The organism is Variovorax sp. Varisp85 (genome assembly GCF_047304045.1).
Lineage (GTDB): Bacteria > Pseudomonadota > Gammaproteobacteria > Burkholderiales > Burkholderiaceae_C > Variovorax.
The window spans coordinates 22,340-41,502 of record NZ_JBGLYN010000056.1; the positions used below are offsets into that span (position 1 = coordinate 22,340).

Annotated in this window: 17 protein-coding genes; 5 read left to right on the forward strand and 12 right to left on the reverse strand. The window is 67.6% G+C overall.

Annotated elements, in window-relative coordinates; genetic code table 11:
- Window positions 1–10: 10 nt before the first annotated feature.
- From ACCC97_RS20570 to ACCC97_RS20590, 5 genes are all read right to left on the reverse strand, one after another.
- Complete coding sequence (locus ACCC97_RS20570; protein WP_007834906.1) at window positions 11–469, reverse strand: helix-turn-helix transcriptional regulator; 459 nt, start codon at window positions 467–469, stop codon at window positions 11–13.
- Window positions 470–524: 55 nt separating this feature from the next.
- Window positions 525–1,298: a tRNA (guanosine(46)-N7)-methyltransferase TrmB gene (gene trmB, locus ACCC97_RS20575; RefSeq protein ID WP_413334757.1), complete on the reverse strand. Its 774-nt coding sequence runs from the start codon at window positions 1,296–1,298 to the stop codon at window positions 525–527.
- Window positions 1,298–2,263: a tRNA glutamyl-Q(34) synthetase GluQRS gene (gene gluQRS / locus ACCC97_RS20580; RefSeq protein ID WP_413334766.1), complete on the reverse strand. Its 966-nt coding sequence runs from the start codon at window positions 2,261–2,263 to the stop codon at window positions 1,298–1,300. The genes trmB and gluQRS overlap by 1 nt, the downstream gene beginning before the upstream one ends.
- Window positions 2,264–2,273: 10 nt before the next feature.
- Window positions 2,274–3,356, reverse strand: coding sequence for an NAD(P)/FAD-dependent oxidoreductase (locus ACCC97_RS20585; protein ID WP_007834900.1), 1,083 nt, complete (start codon window positions 3,354–3,356; stop codon window positions 2,274–2,276).
- Between the two features lie 119 nt (window positions 3,357–3,475).
- Window positions 3,476–4,429 (reverse strand): LysR family transcriptional regulator, encoded by a 954-nt coding sequence (locus ACCC97_RS20590; protein WP_413334759.1) that lies wholly within the window; start codon window positions 4,427–4,429, stop codon window positions 3,476–3,478.
- 160 nt (window positions 4,430–4,589) lie between these two features.
- Between ACCC97_RS20590 and ACCC97_RS20595 the strand changes: the two genes are divergently transcribed.
- From ACCC97_RS20595 to ACCC97_RS20610, 4 genes are all read left to right on the forward strand, one after another.
- Entirely contained in the window at window positions 4,590–5,291 is a 702-nt protein-coding gene (locus tag ACCC97_RS20595) for a pirin family protein (RefSeq protein WP_007834897.1), read from the forward strand.
- Between the two features lie 20 nt (window positions 5,292–5,311).
- Window positions 5,312–5,788 (forward strand): DoxX family protein, encoded by a 477-nt coding sequence (locus tag ACCC97_RS20600; protein WP_272943565.1) that lies wholly within the window; start codon window positions 5,312–5,314, stop codon window positions 5,786–5,788.
- 331 nt (window positions 5,789–6,119) lie between these two features.
- Window positions 6,120–6,671 carry a flavodoxin family protein gene (locus ACCC97_RS20605; RefSeq protein WP_007837945.1) on the forward strand — a complete coding sequence of 184 codons (552 nt, stop codon included), beginning with the start codon at window positions 6,120–6,122 and terminating at the stop codon, window positions 6,669–6,671.
- A gap of 23 nt (window positions 6,672–6,694) precedes the next feature.
- Window positions 6,695–7,618, forward strand: coding sequence for a pirin family protein (locus ACCC97_RS20610; protein WP_413334761.1), 924 nt, complete (start codon window positions 6,695–6,697; stop codon window positions 7,616–7,618).
- A gap of 112 nt (window positions 7,619–7,730) precedes the next feature.
- On the opposite strand, the gene ACCC97_RS20615 is transcribed toward ACCC97_RS20610, so the two are convergent.
- The 5 genes from ACCC97_RS20615 to ACCC97_RS20635 all read right to left on the reverse strand — a co-directional run bounded on the left by ACCC97_RS20615 (window position 7,731) and on the right by ACCC97_RS20635 (window position 13,039).
- Window positions 7,731–9,299 carry a tripartite tricarboxylate transporter permease gene (locus ACCC97_RS20615; protein WP_007837948.1) on the reverse strand — a complete coding sequence of 523 codons (1,569 nt, stop codon included), beginning with the start codon at window positions 9,297–9,299 and terminating at the stop codon, window positions 7,731–7,733.
- A 4-nt stretch (window positions 9,300–9,303) separates the two neighbouring features.
- Complete coding sequence (locus ACCC97_RS20620; RefSeq protein ID WP_007837950.1) at window positions 9,304–9,834, reverse strand: tripartite tricarboxylate transporter TctB family protein; 531 nt, start codon at window positions 9,832–9,834, stop codon at window positions 9,304–9,306.
- A 144-nt stretch (window positions 9,835–9,978) separates the two neighbouring features.
- Entirely contained in the window at window positions 9,979–11,574 is a 1,596-nt protein-coding gene (locus tag ACCC97_RS20625) for a sensor histidine kinase (protein ID WP_007837960.1), read from the reverse strand.
- Window positions 11,522–12,241, reverse strand: coding sequence for a response regulator (locus ACCC97_RS20630; protein WP_007837962.1), 720 nt, complete (start codon window positions 12,239–12,241; stop codon window positions 11,522–11,524). The genes ACCC97_RS20625 and ACCC97_RS20630 overlap by 53 nt, the downstream gene beginning before the upstream one ends.
- Before the next feature lie 12 nt (window positions 12,242–12,253).
- Window positions 12,254–13,039, reverse strand: coding sequence for a sulfurtransferase (locus ACCC97_RS20635; RefSeq protein ID WP_042674241.1), 786 nt, complete (start codon window positions 13,037–13,039; stop codon window positions 12,254–12,256).
- 123 nt (window positions 13,040–13,162) lie between these two features.
- Here ACCC97_RS20635 and dnaE point away from each other — a divergent pair, with 123 nt between their 5' ends.
- Window positions 13,163–16,681 carry a DNA polymerase III subunit alpha gene (gene dnaE, locus ACCC97_RS20640; protein ID WP_007837965.1) on the forward strand — a complete coding sequence of 1,173 codons (3,519 nt, stop codon included), beginning with the start codon at window positions 13,163–13,165 and terminating at the stop codon, window positions 16,679–16,681.
- Between the two features lie 27 nt (window positions 16,682–16,708).
- Here dnaE and ACCC97_RS20645 read toward each other — a convergent pair whose 3' ends face one another.
- Together ACCC97_RS20645 and tolA are read right to left on the reverse strand one after the other, a co-directional pair.
- Complete coding sequence (locus ACCC97_RS20645) at window positions 16,709–18,439, reverse strand: peptidoglycan D,D-transpeptidase FtsI family protein (protein WP_007837966.1); 1,731 nt, start codon at window positions 18,437–18,439, stop codon at window positions 16,709–16,711.
- A 103-nt stretch (window positions 18,440–18,542) separates the two neighbouring features.
- Window positions 18,543–19,163: cell envelope integrity protein TolA (gene tolA, locus ACCC97_RS20650; protein ID WP_413334764.1), on the reverse strand; the 621-nt coding region annotated here is incomplete at its 5' end.

A 19,163-nucleotide genomic window follows, 5' to 3' on the forward strand; every position in this document is an offset into this window, starting at 1 on the left:
CCAGGTGTTGTCAGGCCGGCCAGTCTAGATTCGGACCTTCGAGTGGCGCTTCTCGATTCCTGATCGGTCTGGTGACCTGTTTCGCCACGCACGCCGGCATTCCCGCGGCCGCATGCGCGGCTTGGCGCCGGTAGGTGCTGGGCGGCACGCCGACCAGTTCGGCGAAGCGCGTGCTGAAGGTGCCCAGCGACGAGCAGCCGACCTCGAAGCAGACCTCGGTGACGTTGAGGTCGCCGCGGCGCAGCAGTGCCATCGCGCGTTCGATGCGCCGGGTCATCAGATAGGAATAGGGCGACTCGCCGTAGGCGAGCCGGAACTGGCGGCTGAGGTGTCCGGCCGACATGTGCACGCCATAGGCGAGCGCCTCGACGTCCAGCGGCTGTGCGTATTCCCGGTCGATGCGGTCGCGAACGCGGCGCAGCCGTGCGAGGTCGCGCAGATGCTGCGCCGCTTCGGGTTTGCTGGTCATCCGCGGGATCGTGCCATGCCGCACCGGGGCGCTCAAGCCCGCTGACGGCGCGTGCTCAGGTCGATGCGACCCGCTCGAACACCAGGTCCCACACGCCATGCCCCAGCTTGATGCCGCGGTTCTCGAACTTGGTGAGAGGGCGGTAGCCGGGCTTGGGTGCGTAGCCTTCGGCCGTGTTGCGCAGCAGCGGCTCGGCCGACAGCACTTCGAGCATCTGCTCGGCATAGGGCTGCCAGTCGGTGGCGCAATGGATGTAGCCGCCAGGGCGCAGGTGCCGCGCGAGCTTGGTCACGAACTCGGGCTGGATCAGGCGGCGCTTGTTGTGGCGCTTCTTGTGCCACGGGTCGGGGAAGAACACGTGCACGCCGGCCAGGGTGCCGGGCTGCAGCATGTGGTCGAGCACGTCGACCGCGTCGTGGGCGCAGATGCGGATATTCGACAGCGACTGCTCGCCGATGCGCTTGAGCAGCGCGCCCACGCCGGGCTCGTGCACTTCGCAGCAGAGGAAGTTGGTCTCGGGCAGCACGGTGGCGATGTGCGCAGTGGCCTCGCCCATGCCGAAGCCGATCTCCAGCACCGTAGGGCCGGCGCGGCCGCCGAAGGCGGCAGTCAGGTCGAGCGGTTCGGGCTTGTAGGGCAGCAGGAACAGCGGTCCCAGTTCGGAAAAGGCGCGTGCCTGGCCGTCGGTGGTGCGGCCGGCGCGCTTCACGAAGCTCTTGAGGCGGCGATGCAGCGGGTGCGGCTTGGCCGCGTCATCGTCTCTGCCTTCGGAAGAGGGCGCATCGTCGCTGCGCGGGAGGTCGTTGGACACGGTGTCGGGAGAATTCATTACGGCTGCGAATTGTAGAGAGCGCGCCATTCGGGCACCCAGCCGGCCAGGGCGTCCGCACAGCCGGTGGCCGTGGCGGGTCGCAGGCCGAGCACGCGCGCGGCGCTGTCCAGTGCGGCCAAGGCAGCTTCGGGCGTGCCCGTGTCGATCGAGGTGGCGCCGTTCTGCTTCGACAACTTGTCGCCATCGGCGCCGCGCACCAGCGGTGTGTGCAGGTAGCTGGGTGTGGGAAAACCGAGCGCGCGCTGCAGCAGGATCTGGCGCGCCGTGTTGTCGGTGAGGTCCTCGCCGCGGACCACGTCGGTCACGCCCTGTTCGGCATCGTCGACCACCACGGCGAGCTGATAGGCCCACGGGCCATCGGCGCGGCGCAGCACGAAGTCGCCGACTTCGCGGCTCACGTTCTGGCACTGGCGGCCGAGGCGGCGGTCGGTCCAGCAGAGTTCGCTGCCGGCATCCGGGGCGTCGGCGTCTTCTTCCTCCCAGGGCACGCCCGGCGTGGGCGGCCGGTCGGCTTCGAACTTCGCGGTGGCGAAGCGCCAGGCGCGCGCCGGCTTGCCGTGCAGTCCGTTGCGGCAGGTGCCGGGATAGACCCGCTCGCCGTGGCGCTCGTGCCGCAGGCCGAGGCGCGCGAGCGCCTGGTTGATGTCCTTGCGCGAGCAGCCGCAGGGGTAGGCCAGGTCGCAGGCCTGCAGCCTGGCCAGTGCGGCTTCGTAGCGCGCGGTGCGCTGGGTCTGCCACACGGGGGCTTCGTCGGGCAGAAGGCTGCAATCGGCCAACTGCTGGAGGATGTGCTCGCCCATGCCGGGCAGGCAGCGCTCGGTATCGGCGTCTTCGATACGGACCAGCCAGCGCGCCTGCGGACCGCGGGCGCGCACGTCGAGCCAGCTTGCCAGCGCTGCCACCAGAGAGCCCGCATGCAGCGGGCCGGTGGGCGAGGGCGCGAAGCGGCCGGTCTCCCTCATCATCTCCCGGTCAGATGACTTCGAGTGCGAGCGACAGGCCGGAGAGGAACGCGTCTTCCACGCGGTGGCCGGTGCACCAGTCGCCAGCCACGCCGATGCGTGCCTTGGCGTCCCAGAGGTGGGTGGTGCCCATCGGCACCTGCGTCTGCGCTTCGCTCCAGCACAGCGCCTGGGCGTGCGCGGGGGTGGCATGGACGCCGGTGATCTCGGCGAAGGCGCGCAGCAGCTTAGCCTCGACGCGCGTGGGCGTGTCGCGCACGTGTTCCTGCGACCACGCGGCGCTGGCCTGCAGCGTCCAGCGTTCGACGGGCTCGCGGCCGGGTTTGGAGGATTCGCGCGCCAGCCATGCCACGCGGTGGTGGGTGCTGCGCGCCGCATTCCACTGCGGGCCGAGGTGCGACATGGTGGGCTGGTTGGCCTGGGGGTAGGCAATCATCAGCGTCCAGCAGGGCGCGATGCGCACGGGTTCGATCTTGCGGCTGAGCGTGGCCGAGAGCTTGCCGTCGCCCAGCAGCGCGCGGGCGCGCGAAGGCGGCACGGCGAGCAGCACGGCGTCGAAGCCCGAATACACGTGCCGGGAGTCGTCGGTGCCCGTGGTGCGCAGCTGCCAGCGCTGGGGGGCAAGTGCATCGGGCTCGATCTGCGTGACCTGCGTGCCGGCGACGAGGCTGTCGCCGAGCGGCTTGGCCCAATGGGCCACCAGCGCATCCATGCCGGGCTGCGCCACCCAGTGTGGCTCGAGCGAGGGCAGGGCCGCCTCGGCTACGCGGCCGTGGGCGTCGAGCACGCGCACGAGGTTGGCGCTCCAGCGCTTGCACAGGCCGGGCGTGCTTGCCAGCGCCAGCGCAAAGCGCGGGTCGCGCACGGTGAAGTACTGCGCGCCGCTGTCGAAGCGGCCGAAGGCGGTGTCGATGCTCGCCATGCGTCCGCCGGCCGTGGCCTCGCGTTCGAACAGCGTGACCTTGTGGCCGGCTTGCACCAGCGTTCGCGCACAGGCCACCCCGGCAATGCCAGCGCCGACGACGGCGTAATGGCGCGGGGTGGCTGGGGTTCGGTGGCGGACGGAGGGCTTGGCAGTTGCGCGAGTGCTCATTGCAGACTCTTTTCTTCTGGGTGGGAATGCGGTTGGATGTGTCTGCACTCTACATCGGTCCGAGAGGAGCTTCGCCTGAGGGCACACCCTTAGCGAAGCCGCGCGATCCTCGGCAATACTTATCGGCCCCGATGCCGATCGAGCAACGCGCGCCGCGTGCCTTCATGCTCGAACTGCGCCAGCCACCATTCGAGTGCCTTCCCCGGCTTGCCCGCGCTGCGCATGCGCCATGCGCAATGCATCGTTCCAAGTGGCGGCTTGCGCTCCGTCTTCAGCTCGACCAGGTGCCCGGCCTCGATGTACGGCCGCGCCATCGGCTCCGGCAGGAAGCCGCCGCCCAGCCCGTGCAGCTGCGCCGCGATCTTGGCCTGCATGCTCGGCACGGTGAGCACGTCCTGCCCGCTCACGAGGTTCACCGTCATGCTGGGGCCGTGCCGCGCCGAATCGGCTGCGGCCACCGCGCGGTGCTGCCGCATCACCGCGTCGCTCAGCGGCTCGGACACGCGCGCCAGCGGATGTTGCGGCGCCACGGCGTAGACGAAACGCAGCTCGCCGATCAGCCGGCTGCGGATGCCGGTGGCGGTGAACGTCAGGCTCGCCGCATCGAGCACCGCGCCGATGGCCAGGTCGGCCTCGCCGGTGGTCAGCGCCTCGATGGTGCCCAGCAGCGTCTCGTCGCGCAGCTTGAGCCTCGTCGGCGGCTCGAGGGCGAAGAAGGCGGTGGCCAGGTCGAGCAGCGGGTCGCGCGCGATCACGCTGTCGACCGCGATGGTCAGCATCGGCTCCCAGCCCGTGGCCACGCGCTTCACCCGGTTGGCCACCGCATCGATCTCGGCCAGCAGCCGGTCGGCCTCGCGCAGCAGTTCGGCGCCGGCCTCGGTCAGCCGCGCCTGGCGGGCGCTGCGGTCGAACAGCAGCACGTCGAGCGCGTCCTCGATCTGGCGCACGCGGTAGCTCAACGCGCTCGGCACGAGGTTCAGCGAGCGGGCGGCGGCAGCAAAGCTGCCGGTGCCGGCCACGGTCTGGAGCATGGCGAGGGCGTCGGGGGTCAGCACGTCTCGGGGGCTGGGCATAGGGGCTCCATTGATCAAATTATTTGAATGGTGCCATCAAACCGAGGCGTCTTTCCGAATGGGGTGCGGACCTAAAGTTCTTCACATCCGCTGCGCATCCGGCGCGGCATACGAAAAAGGCCCGCACACCCCAACGGGGCAGGGCCAAAGGAGTTCGACGATGTTGCAAGTCCGTAAATCTCAGGAACGCGGTTATGCCGACCATGGCTGGCTGCGCTCGTTCCACAGCTTTTCCTTCGCCGGTTACTACGACCCTGCCTACATGGGTTTCGGCAACCTGCGGGTGATCAACGAAGACCGCGTGGCGGCGGGCGCCGGTTTCGGCACCCACGGCCACAAGGACATGGAGATCATCAGCTACGTGCTCTCGGGCGAACTGGCGCACAAGGACAGCATGGGCAACGTGGAAAGCATTCCGCCGGGCGACGTGCAGCGCATGAGCGCGGGCCGCGGCGTGATGCACAGCGAGTTCAACCACAAGGCCGACGAGACCACGCACTTCCTGCAGATCTGGATCGAGCCGAATGTGCGCGGCATTGCGCCGGGCTACGAACAGAAGCAGTTCACCGACGCCGAGAAGCGCGGCAAGCTGCGCCTCGTGGCCTCGCCCGACGGCAGCGACGGCTCGGTGACGGTGCATGCCGATGCCCGCCTGTACGCCGGCCTGCTCGACGGCGAGGAAAAGGCCGGCCTGGCGCTCGACCCGCAGCGCAAGAGCTATGTGCACCTGGTGCGCGGCGAGCTCGAAGTGAACGGCCAGAAGCTCGTCGGCGGCGACGCCGCGATGCTGCAAGGCGAATCGCAACTGACGCTGGGCGCCGGCAAGGACGCCGAAGTGCTGGTGTTCGACCTGGCCGCCTGATCCCCCTTGCCGGGCGCGTGGTGCGCCCGGTTCTTTTCTTTTCTCTTTTTTCTTTTTCAACAACCGAGGAGTTTTCAACCATGGCAACCGCAACCACCACCAATTCCACACAAGACACGCTCGCTCTGATCGGCCGCATCCTGGTCGCCTACCTGTTCATTCCCGCCGGCATCGGCAAGCTCATGGGCTTCGGCGGCACGGTCGGCTACATCACCTCGGCCAGCCTGCCGCTACCCGAAGTAGCGGCGGCCATCGCGATCCTCATCGAACTGGGCCTCGGCATTGCGCTGCTGCTGGGCTTCAAGACCCGCTGGACCGCCATCGTGATGGCGATCTTCTCTGTGGTCACGGCGCTGTTCTTCCACAAGTACTGGTCCGCGCCCGACGCCATGAAAATGATGCAGCAGATCAACTTCAACAAGAACATCGCGATTGCCGGTGGCCTGCTTGCGATCGCTGCTTTCGGCGCTGGTCGGTTCAGCATCGATAGAAAGTAAGCTCTTCCTGGAGGCTTCGCGCACTTCGTGTCGTTTCGGGGTGCGCTCACGCCGACGGGGTGCCTTGCTCCGCGAATGTCCCCCGGCCTGCGGCCTCCTCCTTTATTTCGCTGCGCAAGGCACCCCATCGGCGTGATCGTTCAGCAGGGCGGTTGAACTGCCGGCATGAGCAGAGCGCCCTTCGTGCACAGGGCACCGGGTGCGCCCCGCAGCGAAATAAAGGAGGAGCCGAAGGCGAGGGACATTCGCGGAGGGGAGTACCCGGTGTCCTGTGCACGCACCCCGAACAAAAGCACCCCGAACAACCCACAGTCACTGGAGAAAACATCCCATGGCAAACATCGTCGTCGTCTTCCATTCCGGCTACGGCCACACCCAGCGCGTGGCGCAAGCCGTGGCCGATGGCGCTGACGCCCAATTGCTCGCCATCGACGCGGACGGCAACCTGCCCGAAGGCGGCTGGGAACTGCTCGCCGCGGCCGACGCGATCATCTTCGGCTCGCCAACCTACATGGGCGGCGTGAGCTGGCAGTTCAAGAAATTCGCCGACGCGTCGTCGAAGGTCTGGTACACGCAGGGCTGGAAGGACAAGCTCTTCGCCGGCTTCACCAACAGCGCGACCATGAACGGCGACAAGGTCACCACCATGACCTACCTCTGGACGCTCGCGATGCAGCACGGCGGCATCTGGGTCAGCATGGGCATCCTGCCGGCCAACAGCAAGGCCGCCACGCGCGACTCGATGAACTACGTGGGCGGCTACGGCGGCCTGCTGACGCAGTCGCCGTCCGACGCCAGCCCGGCCGAAATGCCGAAAGGCGACTTCGACACCGCCCGCGCGTTCGGCGAGCGCATCGGCACAGTGGCAAGATCGCGCGAATAACCGGCAACCCCACGGAGAACACGATGGCCGACACCAACCCCGAGACCCAATTGCTCAACCCGCACGACAAGGACCTCGGCGGTGGCTTCAAGGTGCGGCGCCTGCTGCCCGCGGCGCAGCGCCGATCGGTCGGCCCGTTTGTGTTCTTCGACCATTTCGGCCCGGCCACCGAGCAGCCGGGCACGGAGCACGACGTGCGGCCGCATCCGCACATCGGCCTCTCGACGGTCACGTATCTCTTCAAGGGCGCGATGATGCATCGCGACAGCCTCGGCAGCGTGCAGGAGATCCTGCCCGGCGCCATCAACTGGATGACCGCGGGGCGCGGCATCGTGCACTCCGAGCGCAAGCCCGAGCGCCTCAAGGCCGACACCTACGTGAACCACGGCCTGCAACTGTGGGCCGCATTGCCGCAGGCGCATGAAGAGATCGAGCCCAGCTTCGAGCACACGCCGGCCGACGCGATCCCCGAGTTGAAAGAGCAGGACGCCGGCGTGCGCGTGCTGGTGGGCGAGGCCTTCGGTGCGCGCTCGCCGGTCAAGACGCTCTCGCAGACCGTGTACCTCGACATCGCGCTGCCGGCAGGCGGGCGCTTCGTGCTGCCCGCGCTGGCGCCCGAGCTGGCCATCTATGCGGTCGATGCCGATGTCAGCGTGAACGGCGAGCCTGTTTCCGTGCACACCATGGCCGTGCTGCCCGACGGCCAGGGCGTGGTGCTGGCTTCCGACACCGCCGCGCGCCTGATGGTGATCGGTGGCGAACCGCTCGACGGTCCGCGCTACATCACCTGGAACTTCGTCTCCAGCCGGCGCGAGCGCATCCTCGAAGCGGGCTCCGACTGGGCCGCCCAGCGCATGGGCCATGTGCCCGGCGAGACCGAGTTCATTCCGCTGCCCGGCAAGCCTTTTGGCGTGCGCGAGCCTGATGTGGGCACTACGCCGGTCTGATCTCGAGTGCCCGTTGTCCGGGGCGCGTGCGCAGGCGTTGTTTCGCTCGATCAACAAGTGCCATGAAAAAGGGCCCGTTCAACGGGCCCTCTGCATTGGCGAAGCGCGCGGGTCATTCGCCGCTGAGGGACACCGCCTCGGCCGGTGGCGAGCCTTCCGGCGCCTTCGGCAGCTCGACCATGGCCTTGCGGCCGCCACGAGCGCGCCACGCCGAGTAGCCCACTCCCGCCAGCAGCAGCGCGCACAGGCCGATGAAAGTGCCGCTGATCGGACGCGTCACGAACACCGACATGTCGCCGCGCGAGAGCAGCAGTGCGCGGCGGAAGTTCTCTTCCACCATTGGCCCGAGCACGAAGCCCAGCAGGATCGGCGCGACCGAGAATTCGAGCGTCATCAGCACGGCGCCGACGATGCCGAACACCAGCACCTCCCAGATCTGGAACAGGCTGTTCTGCGTGCTGTACACGCCCGTCGCAATGAAGAACATCGCGGCCGGGAACAGGTACTTGTAGGGCACCTTCAGCAGCTTCACCCACACGCCAATCATCGGCACGTTCAGGATCACGAGGATCACGTTGCCGATCCAGAACGAGGCGATCAGGCCCCAGAAGATGTCCGGATGCTCGGTGATGAGCTGCGGGCCGGGCTGGATGCCCTGGATCAGCAGCGCACCCAGGATCAGCGCCATCACCGCGTCGCCCGGAATGCCCAGGCTCATCGTCGGGATGAAGTCGACCTGCGTCTTCGAGTGGGCAGAGGCCTCGGGGCCGGCCACGCCTTCGATCATGCCGGTGCCGAACTTGTTCGGCGTCTTCGACACCTTGCGCTCCAGCGCATAGGCGATGAAGGTGGTGATGGTCGGGCCCGTGCCGGGCATTGCGCCGAACACCGTGCCCACCAGCGTGCCGCGCAGCATGGCGGGGAAGGCGCGCTTGAGCTCTTCCTTGCTCGGGCGCATGTCGCTGAGCTTGAGCGTACCGGTGTCGCCGATGGCCTTCATGCGGTTCACGTTGAGCAGGAAGTCGGCCACGCCGAACAGGCCCATCGAGATCGCCACGAGTTCGAGGCCGTCGCTCAGTTCGGGCAGGCCGAACGCGAAGCGGAAGCTGCCGCTGTTCACGTCGGTGCCGACCACGCCGCACAGCAGGCCGAACAGCGTCATCGCCACGCCCTTGAGCGGTGAGCCGCGCGACATGGTGGAGCCGGCGAGCAGGCCCAGCAGCATGATCGAGAAGATCTCGGTCGGGCCGAACTTGAACGCGATCTGCACCAGCAGCGGCGAGGCGAAGATCATCACGATGATGCCGACGGACGCCGCGAAGAACGAGGCGATCATCGTCACCCCGAGCGCGACGCCACCCTTGCCCTGCTTGGTCATCGGGTACCCGTCCAGACAGGTCACCGCGTGCGGCGGGTGCGACGGCATGTTCATCAGGATGGCACCGATGGCGCCGCCGTACTGCGAGCCGTAGAAGATGCCGGCCAGCATCAGGATGGCGGGCACCGGATGCATCGCGTAGGTGAGTGGCAGCAGGATGGAGATGGCCTGCAGCGCGCCCATGCCCGGCAGCACACCGATCAGGTTGCCCACCAGCACGCCGAAGAACGACCACAGCAGGTTGGAGCCCTGGAACGCAACGCCGAAGCCGAACCAGAGGTCGTGAAGCGATTGACCGATCATGATCTCAGCCTCCCCATTGGAACAGGGGCAGCTGCAGCTTCAGCGCCCACCAGAAGACGACCACCGCGACGAACGACATCGCGAGCGAGAGCAGCAAGGCTTCGGTCAGCGTGTTGTCGCGGTCGCCGAGCGCCGAGATGAACACGATCGCGAAGGTGGCTGGCAGGAGGCCGCCGTACTCGCCGAACAGCAGGAACGCGAGGATGCCGAGGATGATGCAGATGCAACCGCGCATGTCGGGCATGCCGCCCGGATGGCCGTGCGACGCAGCCTCTTCACTGGCGACGCTCGCGGGCTCCTCGGCGCGCGCCGAGATGGCAATGAGCAGGCCAGTGAGCGCCAGCAACCCGCCGAGCGCAACCGGAAAGAAGCCCGGTCCCATGTGCGCCAGCTCGCCCACGCGGTAGCCGATGCCGGCGTATACCGCGGCCAGTCCGATGACGATCAGCAGGGCGCCGCCGTAGTAATCTTTTTTGAATTTTGAAGCGGGCCGGGGCGCGTGCGAGGCCGGATCTTCACCGAGCTGGTGATGCATTGAGACTCCTTCGTTTGGAAGGAGCGGAGTCTAGGAATCGAGACTTTCAATCGCCTTTCGGATCACGTCCAAACGGCCCGGCGGCCCGCAAAATACGTGTATTCACGTACCGGCATATGCGGTAAAACCCTTGCAAAAAGGACCTCAAAAGGCGCACAGCGGCAGCCTCAGGATGGCGCGCAGTCCGCCGCCGTTGGCGCTCTCCGGCATGTCGGCATTGTCGAGTTCGATCTCGCCGCCGTTGCGCCGCGCATAGCTGCGCGCAATGGTCAGGCCAAGGCCCGCGCCGTGCGCCGCACCGGCGCCTGCGGAAGGGTCGCGATGGAAACGCTCGAACACCTGCTCGCGCCGTTCGGGCGCAATGCCCGGTCCGCTGTCGCACACCTCGGCCAGGGCGTACGAAGCCTCGCGCCGCACGGTCACGGTGATGTTGCCGCCGCGCGGCGTGTACTTGATGGCGTTGTGCACGAGGTTGGCGAGCGCCTCGTGCAGCTCGGCGGCATTGGCCGCGACGGGCAGCACGGGCGGGTCGTCTTCCTCGCCGGCCTCGTCGGTGCCGTCGATGTCCGCCACGCCGTTCGCAGTGTCGCCGCGCGCATCGACCCAGCCCAGGTCCTGATCGTTCTCGCGCGCCAGCGGCAGGTACTGCAGCACCACGGCGCGCGCGATGGCGTTGAGGTCGGCCACCGCGGGCTCGGCCGGGGCGGTCTCGTCTTCGGCGGTGGCGTGGGCCAGTGCCAGCAACTGTTCGCTCAGGCGGCGCGTGCGCGCGAGCTGCGCGACGATGGCGTGCAGCGACTCGCGCATGCGCGCCGGATCGGTCTCGCGCACCGCGTAGCCCGCCTGGATCGACAGGATGCTTAGCGGCGTGCGCAACTGGTGCGAGGCATCGGCCAGGAACTGCGATTGCTCGGCCACCATGCGCCGATGGCCCGCGATGTGGTGGTTCACCGCGTCGACCAGCGGCACGACTTCCTGCGGCACGCCGCTGGCGTCGAGCGGCTTCAGGTCGTCGCGCGAGCGTTCGCGCAGCGAGCGGCGCAGGCGCTCCAGCGGGCGCAGCGACCAGGCCACGCCGAGCCACACCAGCAGCGCCATCACCAGCACCATGCGCGTGTCGCGCAGCAGTTCCTGGCGCAGTGTCTCGGCCTGGGCCTCGGTGCGCGGGCCGATGCCCTCGGCTGCCTGGATCAGCACGCTGTAGGCAACGCCGGGGTGGGCGTCGTCGTACACCGTCTGCCGCAGCGCGGCCACGCGCACCGGATGCTGCTCGTGCACCGCGTCGTAGAAGACCGGCGTGCCGTCGGTCGGACGCTGCGCCGGGCGGGGCAGGCCAGGCACGCCCATCAGCGTGGTCTCGGGCGAGTTCACGTCCAGCGTCTCGCCTTTGGGAATGCGCTGCACGCCGACGTGCAGGTACTTGTAGCGCAGGTGCGTGGACTCGAACATTGCCTGGATCGAGAACGGCTCCTGCACGCGCACGCTGCCGTCGCCGGCCACCACGATGCCGTTGGCCAGCGCCTGCACGGGTTCGAGCAGGCTCTGGTCGTAGGCGACCACCAGCGAATCGGTCAGCGCCTGATAGTCGCTCCAGCTGTCGAGCGCCAGCAGTGCGACGATGCCGGGCAGCAGCAGCGCGAGCAGCCGCGCGCGGATGCCGAAGCGCCGCACTTGCTGCGGCGCCGGCTCAGTCGTCTTCGCCGGGGCGTTCGGGGTGGAGTGCTGGGGCTGAGGATCCATCGGCAATGCTTTCCAGCATGTAGCCCAGGCCACGCACGGTGACGATGCGCACGTCGCTGTCCGCGAGCTTGCGCCGCAGCCGGTGCAGCACCACCTCGATGGCGTCGGGGCCGGCGGTGCTGTCGTTGGTGAACACCTTGGCAAAGAGCTGCGACTTGCCGACCGGCGCGCCGCTGCGCATCAGCAGGGCGGTGAGCGCGGCCTGCTCGCGCGGCGTGAGCGACAGCAGCGTGCCGCGCAGCGTGAAGGCGTGGCTCTGGCTGTCGTACGACAGCGAGGCGCACTGCAGGCGCGGGTGCTGCTTGCCGCGGCTGCGGCGCACCAGGGCCGACAGGCGCGCTTCGAGTTCGGCCAGCTCGAAAGGCTTGGTGAGAAAGTCGTCGGCACCCAGGTTCAGGCCGCGCACGCGATCCTGCAAGGCACCCTGCGCGGTGAGGATCAGCACCGGCGTGCGGTCGTCGGCATTGCGCATGTCGGCCAGCACGCTCAGGCCGTGCTTGTCGGGCAGGCGCAGGTCGAGCACGATGGCGTCGTATTCGGTGCCGGCCATGAAGCCCTCGGCGGTGCGCGCATCGGGCGCATGGTCGGCCACGAAGCCGCTCTGGGTCAAAGCGCGGACCAGCCACGAGGCCATGTCCAGTTCGTCTTCCACCAGGAGGATCCGCATCCGGCGCCCCTGTTACTTCTTGATGCCGAGGTCCGGATCTTCGGATGCGCGGGCACTGGCGCGGGCCGAGCGCGCGCTCAGGTCGGGCGCCAGGGCCTCGCGGCCGTCGAACACGAAGCAGTCGCCCTGGTAGTGCGCGCTGCCGACTTCCTCGAAGTACTTGAGGATGCCGCCTTCGAGCTGGAGCACATGTTCCACGCCTTCCTCGCGCATCAGGATCGCGGCCTTCTCGCAGCGGATGCCGCCGGTGCAGAAGCTCACGACCGTCTTGCCCTTGAACTCCTCGCGATGCGCCTTGAGGGCGGGCGGGAACTCGGTGAACTTGCCGATGCGCCAGTCGATGGCGCCTTCGAAGCTGCCGTAATCGACTTCGAAGGCATTGCGCGTGTCGAGCAGGGCGATCTCCCGGCCCTCGTCGTCATGGCCCTGGTCGAGCCAGCGCTTGAGCGTAGGGGCGTCCACGCCGGGCGCCCGGCCCGCGGCGGGCTGGATGGCCGGGTGGTCCATGCGGATGATCTCGCGCTTGAGCTTCACCAGCATGCGGCGGAAGGGCTGCGCGGCGGACCAGCTTTCCTTGGCCTCGAGGTCGGCAAAGCGCGCATCGGCGCGCAAATGGGCCAGAAAAGCCCGCACCCCGTCGGTGGGACCGGCCAGGAACAGGTTGATGCCCTCGGGTGCCAGCAGGATGGTGCCCATGAGTCCCAGGGCCTGCGCGCGGGCGCGCAGGTCTTCGCGCAGCACGGGGCTGTCGTCGATGGCCACGAACTTGTAGGCCGCGATATTCAAAATCTCTTGCACGGGGCGGGATTCTAGGTGTCGCCGCGGTGCCCGCCGGGCTCGGGGCCTCTGTCCGGCAGGCCGGCGGCGATTTCAGGGATTGCCAACCCACATCGTGGAGGCGGCGCTTTCTACAATGAAAGGATGTTTGTTCACCTGCGCCTGCACACCGAGTTTTCCGTCGTCGACGGCACCAACCGAATCGACGAAGTCATCAAGGCCGCCGCTGCCGACAAGCAGCCCGCGCTGGCCATCACCGACCTGAACAACCTGTTCGGCGCGGTCAAGTTCTACAAGCAGGGCCGTGGCAAGGGCGTCAAGCCCATCATCGGCGCGGAAGTGTTCGTGGAAGGGCTGGGCAAGGAGCCCGGCGTGCTCACCCGCATCGTGCTGCTGGTGCAGAACATGGAAGGCTACCTGAACCTGTCCGAGCTGCTGGCGCGGGCCTGGACGCAGAACGTGGGCCGGGGCCAGTCGCAGGCGGCCTGCAAGATGGAATGGGTCGAGGAGCTGGCGGGCGGGCTGATCGCACTCTCCGGCGCCCAGGCCGGGCCGCTGGGGCAGCCGCTGCTGCAGGGGCAGGGCGAGCGCGCGGCCGAGCTGGCACTGCGGCTGGCGGGCATCTTCCCGCATCGCTTCTACATCGAGCTGCAGCGCGCGGGCCGGCCTGAAGACGAACCGCACGTGATCGCCGCGGTGCAGCTGGCGGCCCGGCTGCACCTGCCGGTGGTCGCCACGCACCCCGTGCAGTTCGCTGCCCGCGAAGACTACGAGGCGCACGAGGCGCGCGTGTGCATTTCCGAAGGCGAAATTCTTGGCAACCCGCGCCGGGTGCGCCGGTTCACCGAAGAGCAGTACTTCAAGTCGACAGCCGAGATGCAGGCACTGTTCGCCGACGTGCCGAGCGCGCTGGCCAACACGGTCGAGATCGCCAAGCGCTGCAACCTGACGCTGGTGCTGGGCAAGCCGCAGCTGCCGGACTTCCCGACGCCTTTCATCAGCGAAGGCGTGCGCATGCCGATCGACGACTTCTTCCGCCAGGAATCGTTCGACGGGCTGGAGCAGCGCCTGAAGCATCTCTTTCCCGACGAGGCCAGGCGCGAGGCCGAACGCCCGCGCTACGTCGAGCGGCTGGAGTTCGAGATCAACACGATCCTGAACATGGGGTTCCCGGGCTACTTCCTGATCGTGGGCGACTTCATCCAGTGGGCCAAGAACAACGGCTGCCCGGTGGGCCCGGGCCGGGGCTCGGGTGCGGGTTCGCTGGTGGCCTACGCACTGAAGATCACCGACCTCGATCCGCTCGAATACAAGCTGCTGTTCGAACGTTTCCTGAACCCCGAGCGCGTCTCGATGCCCGACTTCGACATCGACTTCTGCCAGGGCAACCGCGACCGCGTGATCGACTACGTGAAGGACAAGTACGGCCGCAACGCCGTGAGCCAGATCGCCACCTTCGGCACCATGGCCGCGCGCGCGGCCATCCGCGACGTGGGCCGCGTGCTCGACATGAGCTACATGTTCTGCGACGGCATCAGCAAGCTGATTCCGAACAAGCCGGGCATGTCGGTCACGCTGCAGTACCCGCCCGAGAAGAAGATCGAAGGCGACAAGAACAACTACGCCATCGAGATGGAGCCGCAGCTCGCGGAGCGCATCGAGAAGGAAGAAGAAGTCAAGATGCTGGTCGAGCTCGCGCAGAAGCTCGAAGGCATGACCCGCAACATCGGCATGCACGCGGGCGGCGTGCTCATCGCGCCGGGCAAGCTCACCGACTTCTGCCCGCTCTACCAGCAGCCCGGCAGCGAGTCGGCCGTGAGCCAGTACGACAAGGACGACGTCGAAGCGATCGGCCTCGTGAAGTTCGACTTCTTGGGACTGGCGACGCTCACCATCCTGGAGATCGCGCGCGAGTTCATCATGAAGCGCCACAAGGGCCAGGAGAACTTCGCGTTCGAGAACATCCCGCTGAACGACGCGGCCACCTACCGGCTCTTCTCCGACGGCAAGACCGAGGCCGTGTTCCAGTTTGAAAGCCGCGGCATGCAGGGCATGCTGAAGGACGCGCGGCCGACACGGCTCGAAGACCTGATCGCGCTGAACGCGCTGTACCGTCCGGGCCCGATGGACCTGATTCCCAGCTTCGTGGCGCGCAAGCACGGCCGCGAAGAGGTGGAGTACCCGCACCCGGCCGTGGCCGAGATGCTGTCGGAGACCTATGGGATCATGGTCTACCAGGAGCAGGTGATGCAGACCGCGCAGATCCTGGGCGGCTACTCGCTCGGCGGTGCCGACCTGCTGCGCCGCGCGATGGGCAAGAAGAAGCTCGAGGAGATGGCCGAGCACCGCGAGAAATTCCGCGCGGGCGCACTGGCAACGCACGGCATCGTCCAGGACAAGGCCGATGAAATTTTCGACTTGATGGAGAAGTTCGCGGGCTACGGCTTCAACAAGTCGCACGCCGCCGCCTACTCGCTGCTGGCGTACCACACGGGCTGGCTCAAGGTCCACTACACGGCCGAGTTCTTCTGCGCGAATATGACCGTGGAAATGGACGACACGGACAAACTCAAGCTGCTGTTCGAGGACGCCCAGAAGAACTTCGGCATCACCTTCGAGCCGCCGGACGTGAACCGCGGCAACTACCGCTTCGAGCCGGTCACCAACAAGATCATCCGCTACGGCCTGGGCGCGGTGAAGGGCACGGGCCAGCTCGCGGTCGAGGCCGTGGTGCGCGCGCGCGAAGAGGGCGGGCCGTTCAAGAGCCTGTTCGACTTCTGCGTGCGCATCGACCGCCAGCGCATCAACAAGCGCACGGTCGAGGCGCTCATCAAGGCCGGCGCGTTCGACGCGATCCAGCAGAACCGCGCGTCGCTGATCGCCTCGGTCGATCGCGCCTTCGAATTCGCCAACGCCACGGCGGCCAATGCGGCGCAGGTCGACATCTTCGGCGACGCGGAGCACGGCTCGGCCACCGCCGAGCCCGACCTCGTCGACGCCACGCCCTGGGGCGTGAAGGAGCGGCTGACGCTCGAGAAGACGGCCGTGGGCTTCTACCTGTCAGGCCACCTGTTCGACGAGGTCTCGCACGAGGTGCGGCGCTTTTGCAAGCGCGAGATCGGCGACCTGCTCGACAGCCGCGACCAGCAGGTCATTGCCGGCATCGTGAGCGACTTCCGCGTGATCAACGGCCAGCGCGGCCGGCTGGCGATCTTCAAGCTCGACGACAAGTCGGACTCGATCGACGCCACGGCCGACGAGGCACTCATCAACGCCAACCGCAACACGCTGAAGGACGACGAGCTGGTCATCGTCAGCGGCCGGTTGCAGCCCGCGCGCGGCGGTTTCGAGGCGCGCTTCCAGGTGCAGCAGGTGTGGGACCTGGCCACCGCGCGCTGCCGCTTCGGCAAGTTCCTGCGCGTGGCGGTGAACGGCAAGGCACCGGACATCGCGCGCCTGCTGAAAGACTTTCCGCCGCGCACCGAGCAGTCCGAGGTCGGCGACCTGATCCAGGGCCTGCCGGTGCGGCTTTCGATGGCGCGTGGCGGTGCGCAGGTCGAGCTGCAGCTGGGCGAGCGCGCCAAGTTCTTCCCGACCGATGCGGCGCTGGCCAGCTGGACTGCGCAGGCGGAAGCCGGCAAGGCGCAGATCGTTTACGACTGAGCCCGAGCGGGGGCGAAGGGCGCGTCGTCAGTGCGCCATCGGCGCCACCGCGAGGTCCGGCACCACGTTCATGACGCGCAGCGTCTGCTGCACGATCTGGCTGAACACCGGCGCCGCAACCAACCCGCCGAAATATTTGCCCGCGCCGGGTTCGTCGATCATCACCGCGACGATGATGCGTGGCTTGTCGATGGGCGACATGCCGGTGTACCAGGCGCGGTACTTGTTGCTCGCGTAGCCCTTGCCGACCTGCTTGTGCGCGGTGCCGGTCTTGCCGCCGACCGAGTAGCCCTCGGTCTGCGCCAGCGGGGCGGTGCCGCCAGGCGCGGCCGCCAAGTGCATCATCTGGCGCACCTCGCTCGCCACCTGCGGCGAGAACACCTGCACACCGGGCGGCTCGGTGCCGGTGCTTTTCAGGAGGCTCACGGGAATGACCTCGCCGCCGTGCGCGAACGCGGTGTACGCATGCGCGATCTGGAAGAGCGACGCCGAAAGGCCGTAGCCATACGACATGGTGGCCTGCTCGATCGGCCGCCACGACTTCCAGGGCCGCAGGCGCCCGCTGACCGCGCCGGGGAAGGGCGTCTGCGGCTTCTGGCCCAGGCCCACGGCGGTGAACGAGTTCCACATCTCCTGCGCCGTCATGCGCTGCGAGATCTTGGTGGCACCGACGTTGCTCGATTTCTGGATCACGCCCTCGACCGTCAGCACGCCGAAGTTCTCGTCGTCGTGGATGGTCGCGCCCGACACGGTGATGCGCCCCGGGTTGGTGTCGATGATGGTCTTGGGCGTCACGCGGCCCAACTGCAGCGCGGTGGCGACGGTGATCGGCTTCATCGTCGAACCGGGCTCGAACACGTCGGTCATCGCGCGGTTGCGCAGCTGTTCGCCCGTGAGTTTGCGGCGGTCGTTGGGGTCGTAGCTCGGGTAGTTGGCCATGGCCAGCAGCTCGCCCGTGCGCGCATCGACCACCACCACGCTGCCCGCCCTGGCCTTGTTGGCGACGACCGCGTCGCGAAGCTTCTCGTAGGCCACGAACTGCACGCGGTCGTCGATGCTCAGCTGGATGTCATGGCCGTCGGTCGGCGGCACCTGGTCCTCCGTGTCCTCGACGATGTGGCCCAGCCGGTCCTTGAGTACGTGGCGCGAGCCCGATTTGCCCGCCAGCTCCTGGTTGAACGCGAGTTCCACGCCTTCCTGCCCGATGTCCTCCACATTGGTGAAGCCGGCCAGGTGCGCCGCCGCTTCGCCTTCTGGGTACTGGCGGCGATAGTCGCGGCGCAGGTAGATGCCCTTGATGTCGAGCGCGGCGACCGCCTTGGCGACCGGTTGATCGACCTGGCGCTTGATCCAGACGAAGGTCTTGTCCTCGTCCTCGAGCTTCTTGTCGAAATCCTTCTGCGGCATGCCGAGCAGCTTGGCGGCCTGCCTGAGCTTGGCCTGCACCTCGGGGTCGTCGCGCTCGATGTCCTCGGGAATGGCCCAGATGCTGGGCGCCGGAATGTCGGAGGCCAGGATCAGTCCGTTGCGGTCGAGGATGCGGCCGCGGTTGGCCGGCAGCTCCAGCGTGCGCTGGTAGCGCACCTCGCCCTGGTGCTGGAAGAAATCGTTGTTGAAGATCTGGACGTAGGCGGCACGGCTTGCCAGCAGCACGAAGCCGAAGGCGATGCTGGCCACGATGAACTTGCTGCGCCACACGGGTGTGGGGCTGGCGAGCAGTGGACTGCTGCCGTAGCGGATGCGGCCGTTGGGGTTCATCTTGTGCGGGCGTGGACCCGGCTGTTGTTGTGCGCGGGTAGACAGCGCGGTAACCGAGGAGTTCCGGGCGGCCTTGGAGAAGATCGCCCGGAACCGGCAGGAATCAGCGCTTGGGCCGCAGTGACACGATCAGCGATGGGAAGATGCGCCCGTCGGTGTCGCGCGGCAGCTTGTCGGTCTTGCGCAGGCCGCGCTCGGCCGCGTCGTCCCAGCCAGGCAGGCCGCTTGATTTGCTCAGCTTGACGCCGACGATGGTGCCGTCGGGCGCGAGGCTCACTTCGAACTCGGCCGCCGGGTTGCCGTTCACGGTTTCGGCATCAGGGAAGGTGATGTTCGGGCGCACGGCAGCGGCGATGCGGCCGGCATAGCCACTCGAAGGCCCCGAAGAGCGTTGGGCCGTGCCCTTCGAATCGTCGCTGCCGCTCGCACCGGCCAGGCCCTGCATGCGCTTGAGCGCTGCGGCACGGTCGGCGGCGGCCTGCTTCGTGGCGGCCTCGGCCTTCTTGGCTTCGGCCTGCTTGGCCTCGGCTTCCTGCTGCTTCTTCTGCTCGGCCAGCTTCTTCTGCTGTTCCTTCTTGCGCTCGGCTTCGTCCTCGGCGCGCTGCCTGGCTTCGAGCTCTTTTTTCTTCTGCTGCTGTTGCTCCAGCTCGCGCTCTTTTTGTTCCTTCTGCTCCTTGAGCTTCTTCTCGCGCTCCAGGGCAATGTCGGGGGCCTTGGGTGCGGG

Coding starts and splice junctions, on each gene's coding strand:
- ACCC97_RS20585 (WP_007834900.1), bottom strand. CDS start 3,356: ATGAGCACTCGCGCAACTGCCAAGCCCTCCGTCCGCCACCGAACCCCA.
- ACCC97_RS20590 (WP_413334759.1), bottom strand. CDS start 4,429: ATGCCCAGCCCCCGAGACGTGCTGACCCCCGACGCCCTCGCCATGCTC.
- ACCC97_RS20595 (WP_007834897.1), top strand. CDS start 4,590: ATGTTGCAAGTCCGTAAATCTCAGGAACGCGGTTATGCCGACCATGGC.
- trmB (WP_413334757.1), bottom strand. CDS start 1,298: ATGAATTCTCCCGACACCGTGTCCAACGACCTCCCGCGCAGCGACGAT.
- ACCC97_RS20625 (WP_007837960.1), bottom strand. CDS start 11,574: ATGGATCCTCAGCCCCAGCACTCCACCCCGAACGCCCCGGCGAAGACG.
- ACCC97_RS20610 (WP_413334761.1), top strand. CDS start 6,695: ATGGCCGACACCAACCCCGAGACCCAATTGCTCAACCCGCACGACAAG.
- ACCC97_RS20570 (WP_007834906.1), bottom strand. CDS start 469: ATGACCAGCAAACCCGAAGCGGCGCAGCATCTGCGCGACCTCGCACGG.
- ACCC97_RS20620 (WP_007837950.1), bottom strand. CDS start 9,834: ATGCATCACCAGCTCGGTGAAGATCCGGCCTCGCACGCGCCCCGGCCC.
- ACCC97_RS20605 (WP_007837945.1), top strand. CDS start 6,120: ATGGCAAACATCGTCGTCGTCTTCCATTCCGGCTACGGCCACACCCAG.
- gluQRS (WP_413334766.1), bottom strand. CDS start 2,263: ATGAGGGAGACCGGCCGCTTCGCGCCCTCGCCCACCGGCCCGCTGCAT.
- ACCC97_RS20630 (WP_007837962.1), bottom strand. CDS start 12,241: ATGCGGATCCTCCTGGTGGAAGACGAACTGGACATGGCCTCGTGGCTG.
- ACCC97_RS20615 (WP_007837948.1), bottom strand. CDS start 9,299: ATGATCGGTCAATCGCTTCACGACCTCTGGTTCGGCTTCGGCGTTGCG.
- dnaE (WP_007837965.1), top strand. CDS start 13,163: ATGTTTGTTCACCTGCGCCTGCACACCGAGTTTTCCGTCGTCGACGGC.
- ACCC97_RS20645 (WP_007837966.1), bottom strand. CDS start 18,439: ATGAACCCCAACGGCCGCATCCGCTACGGCAGCAGTCCACTGCTCGCC.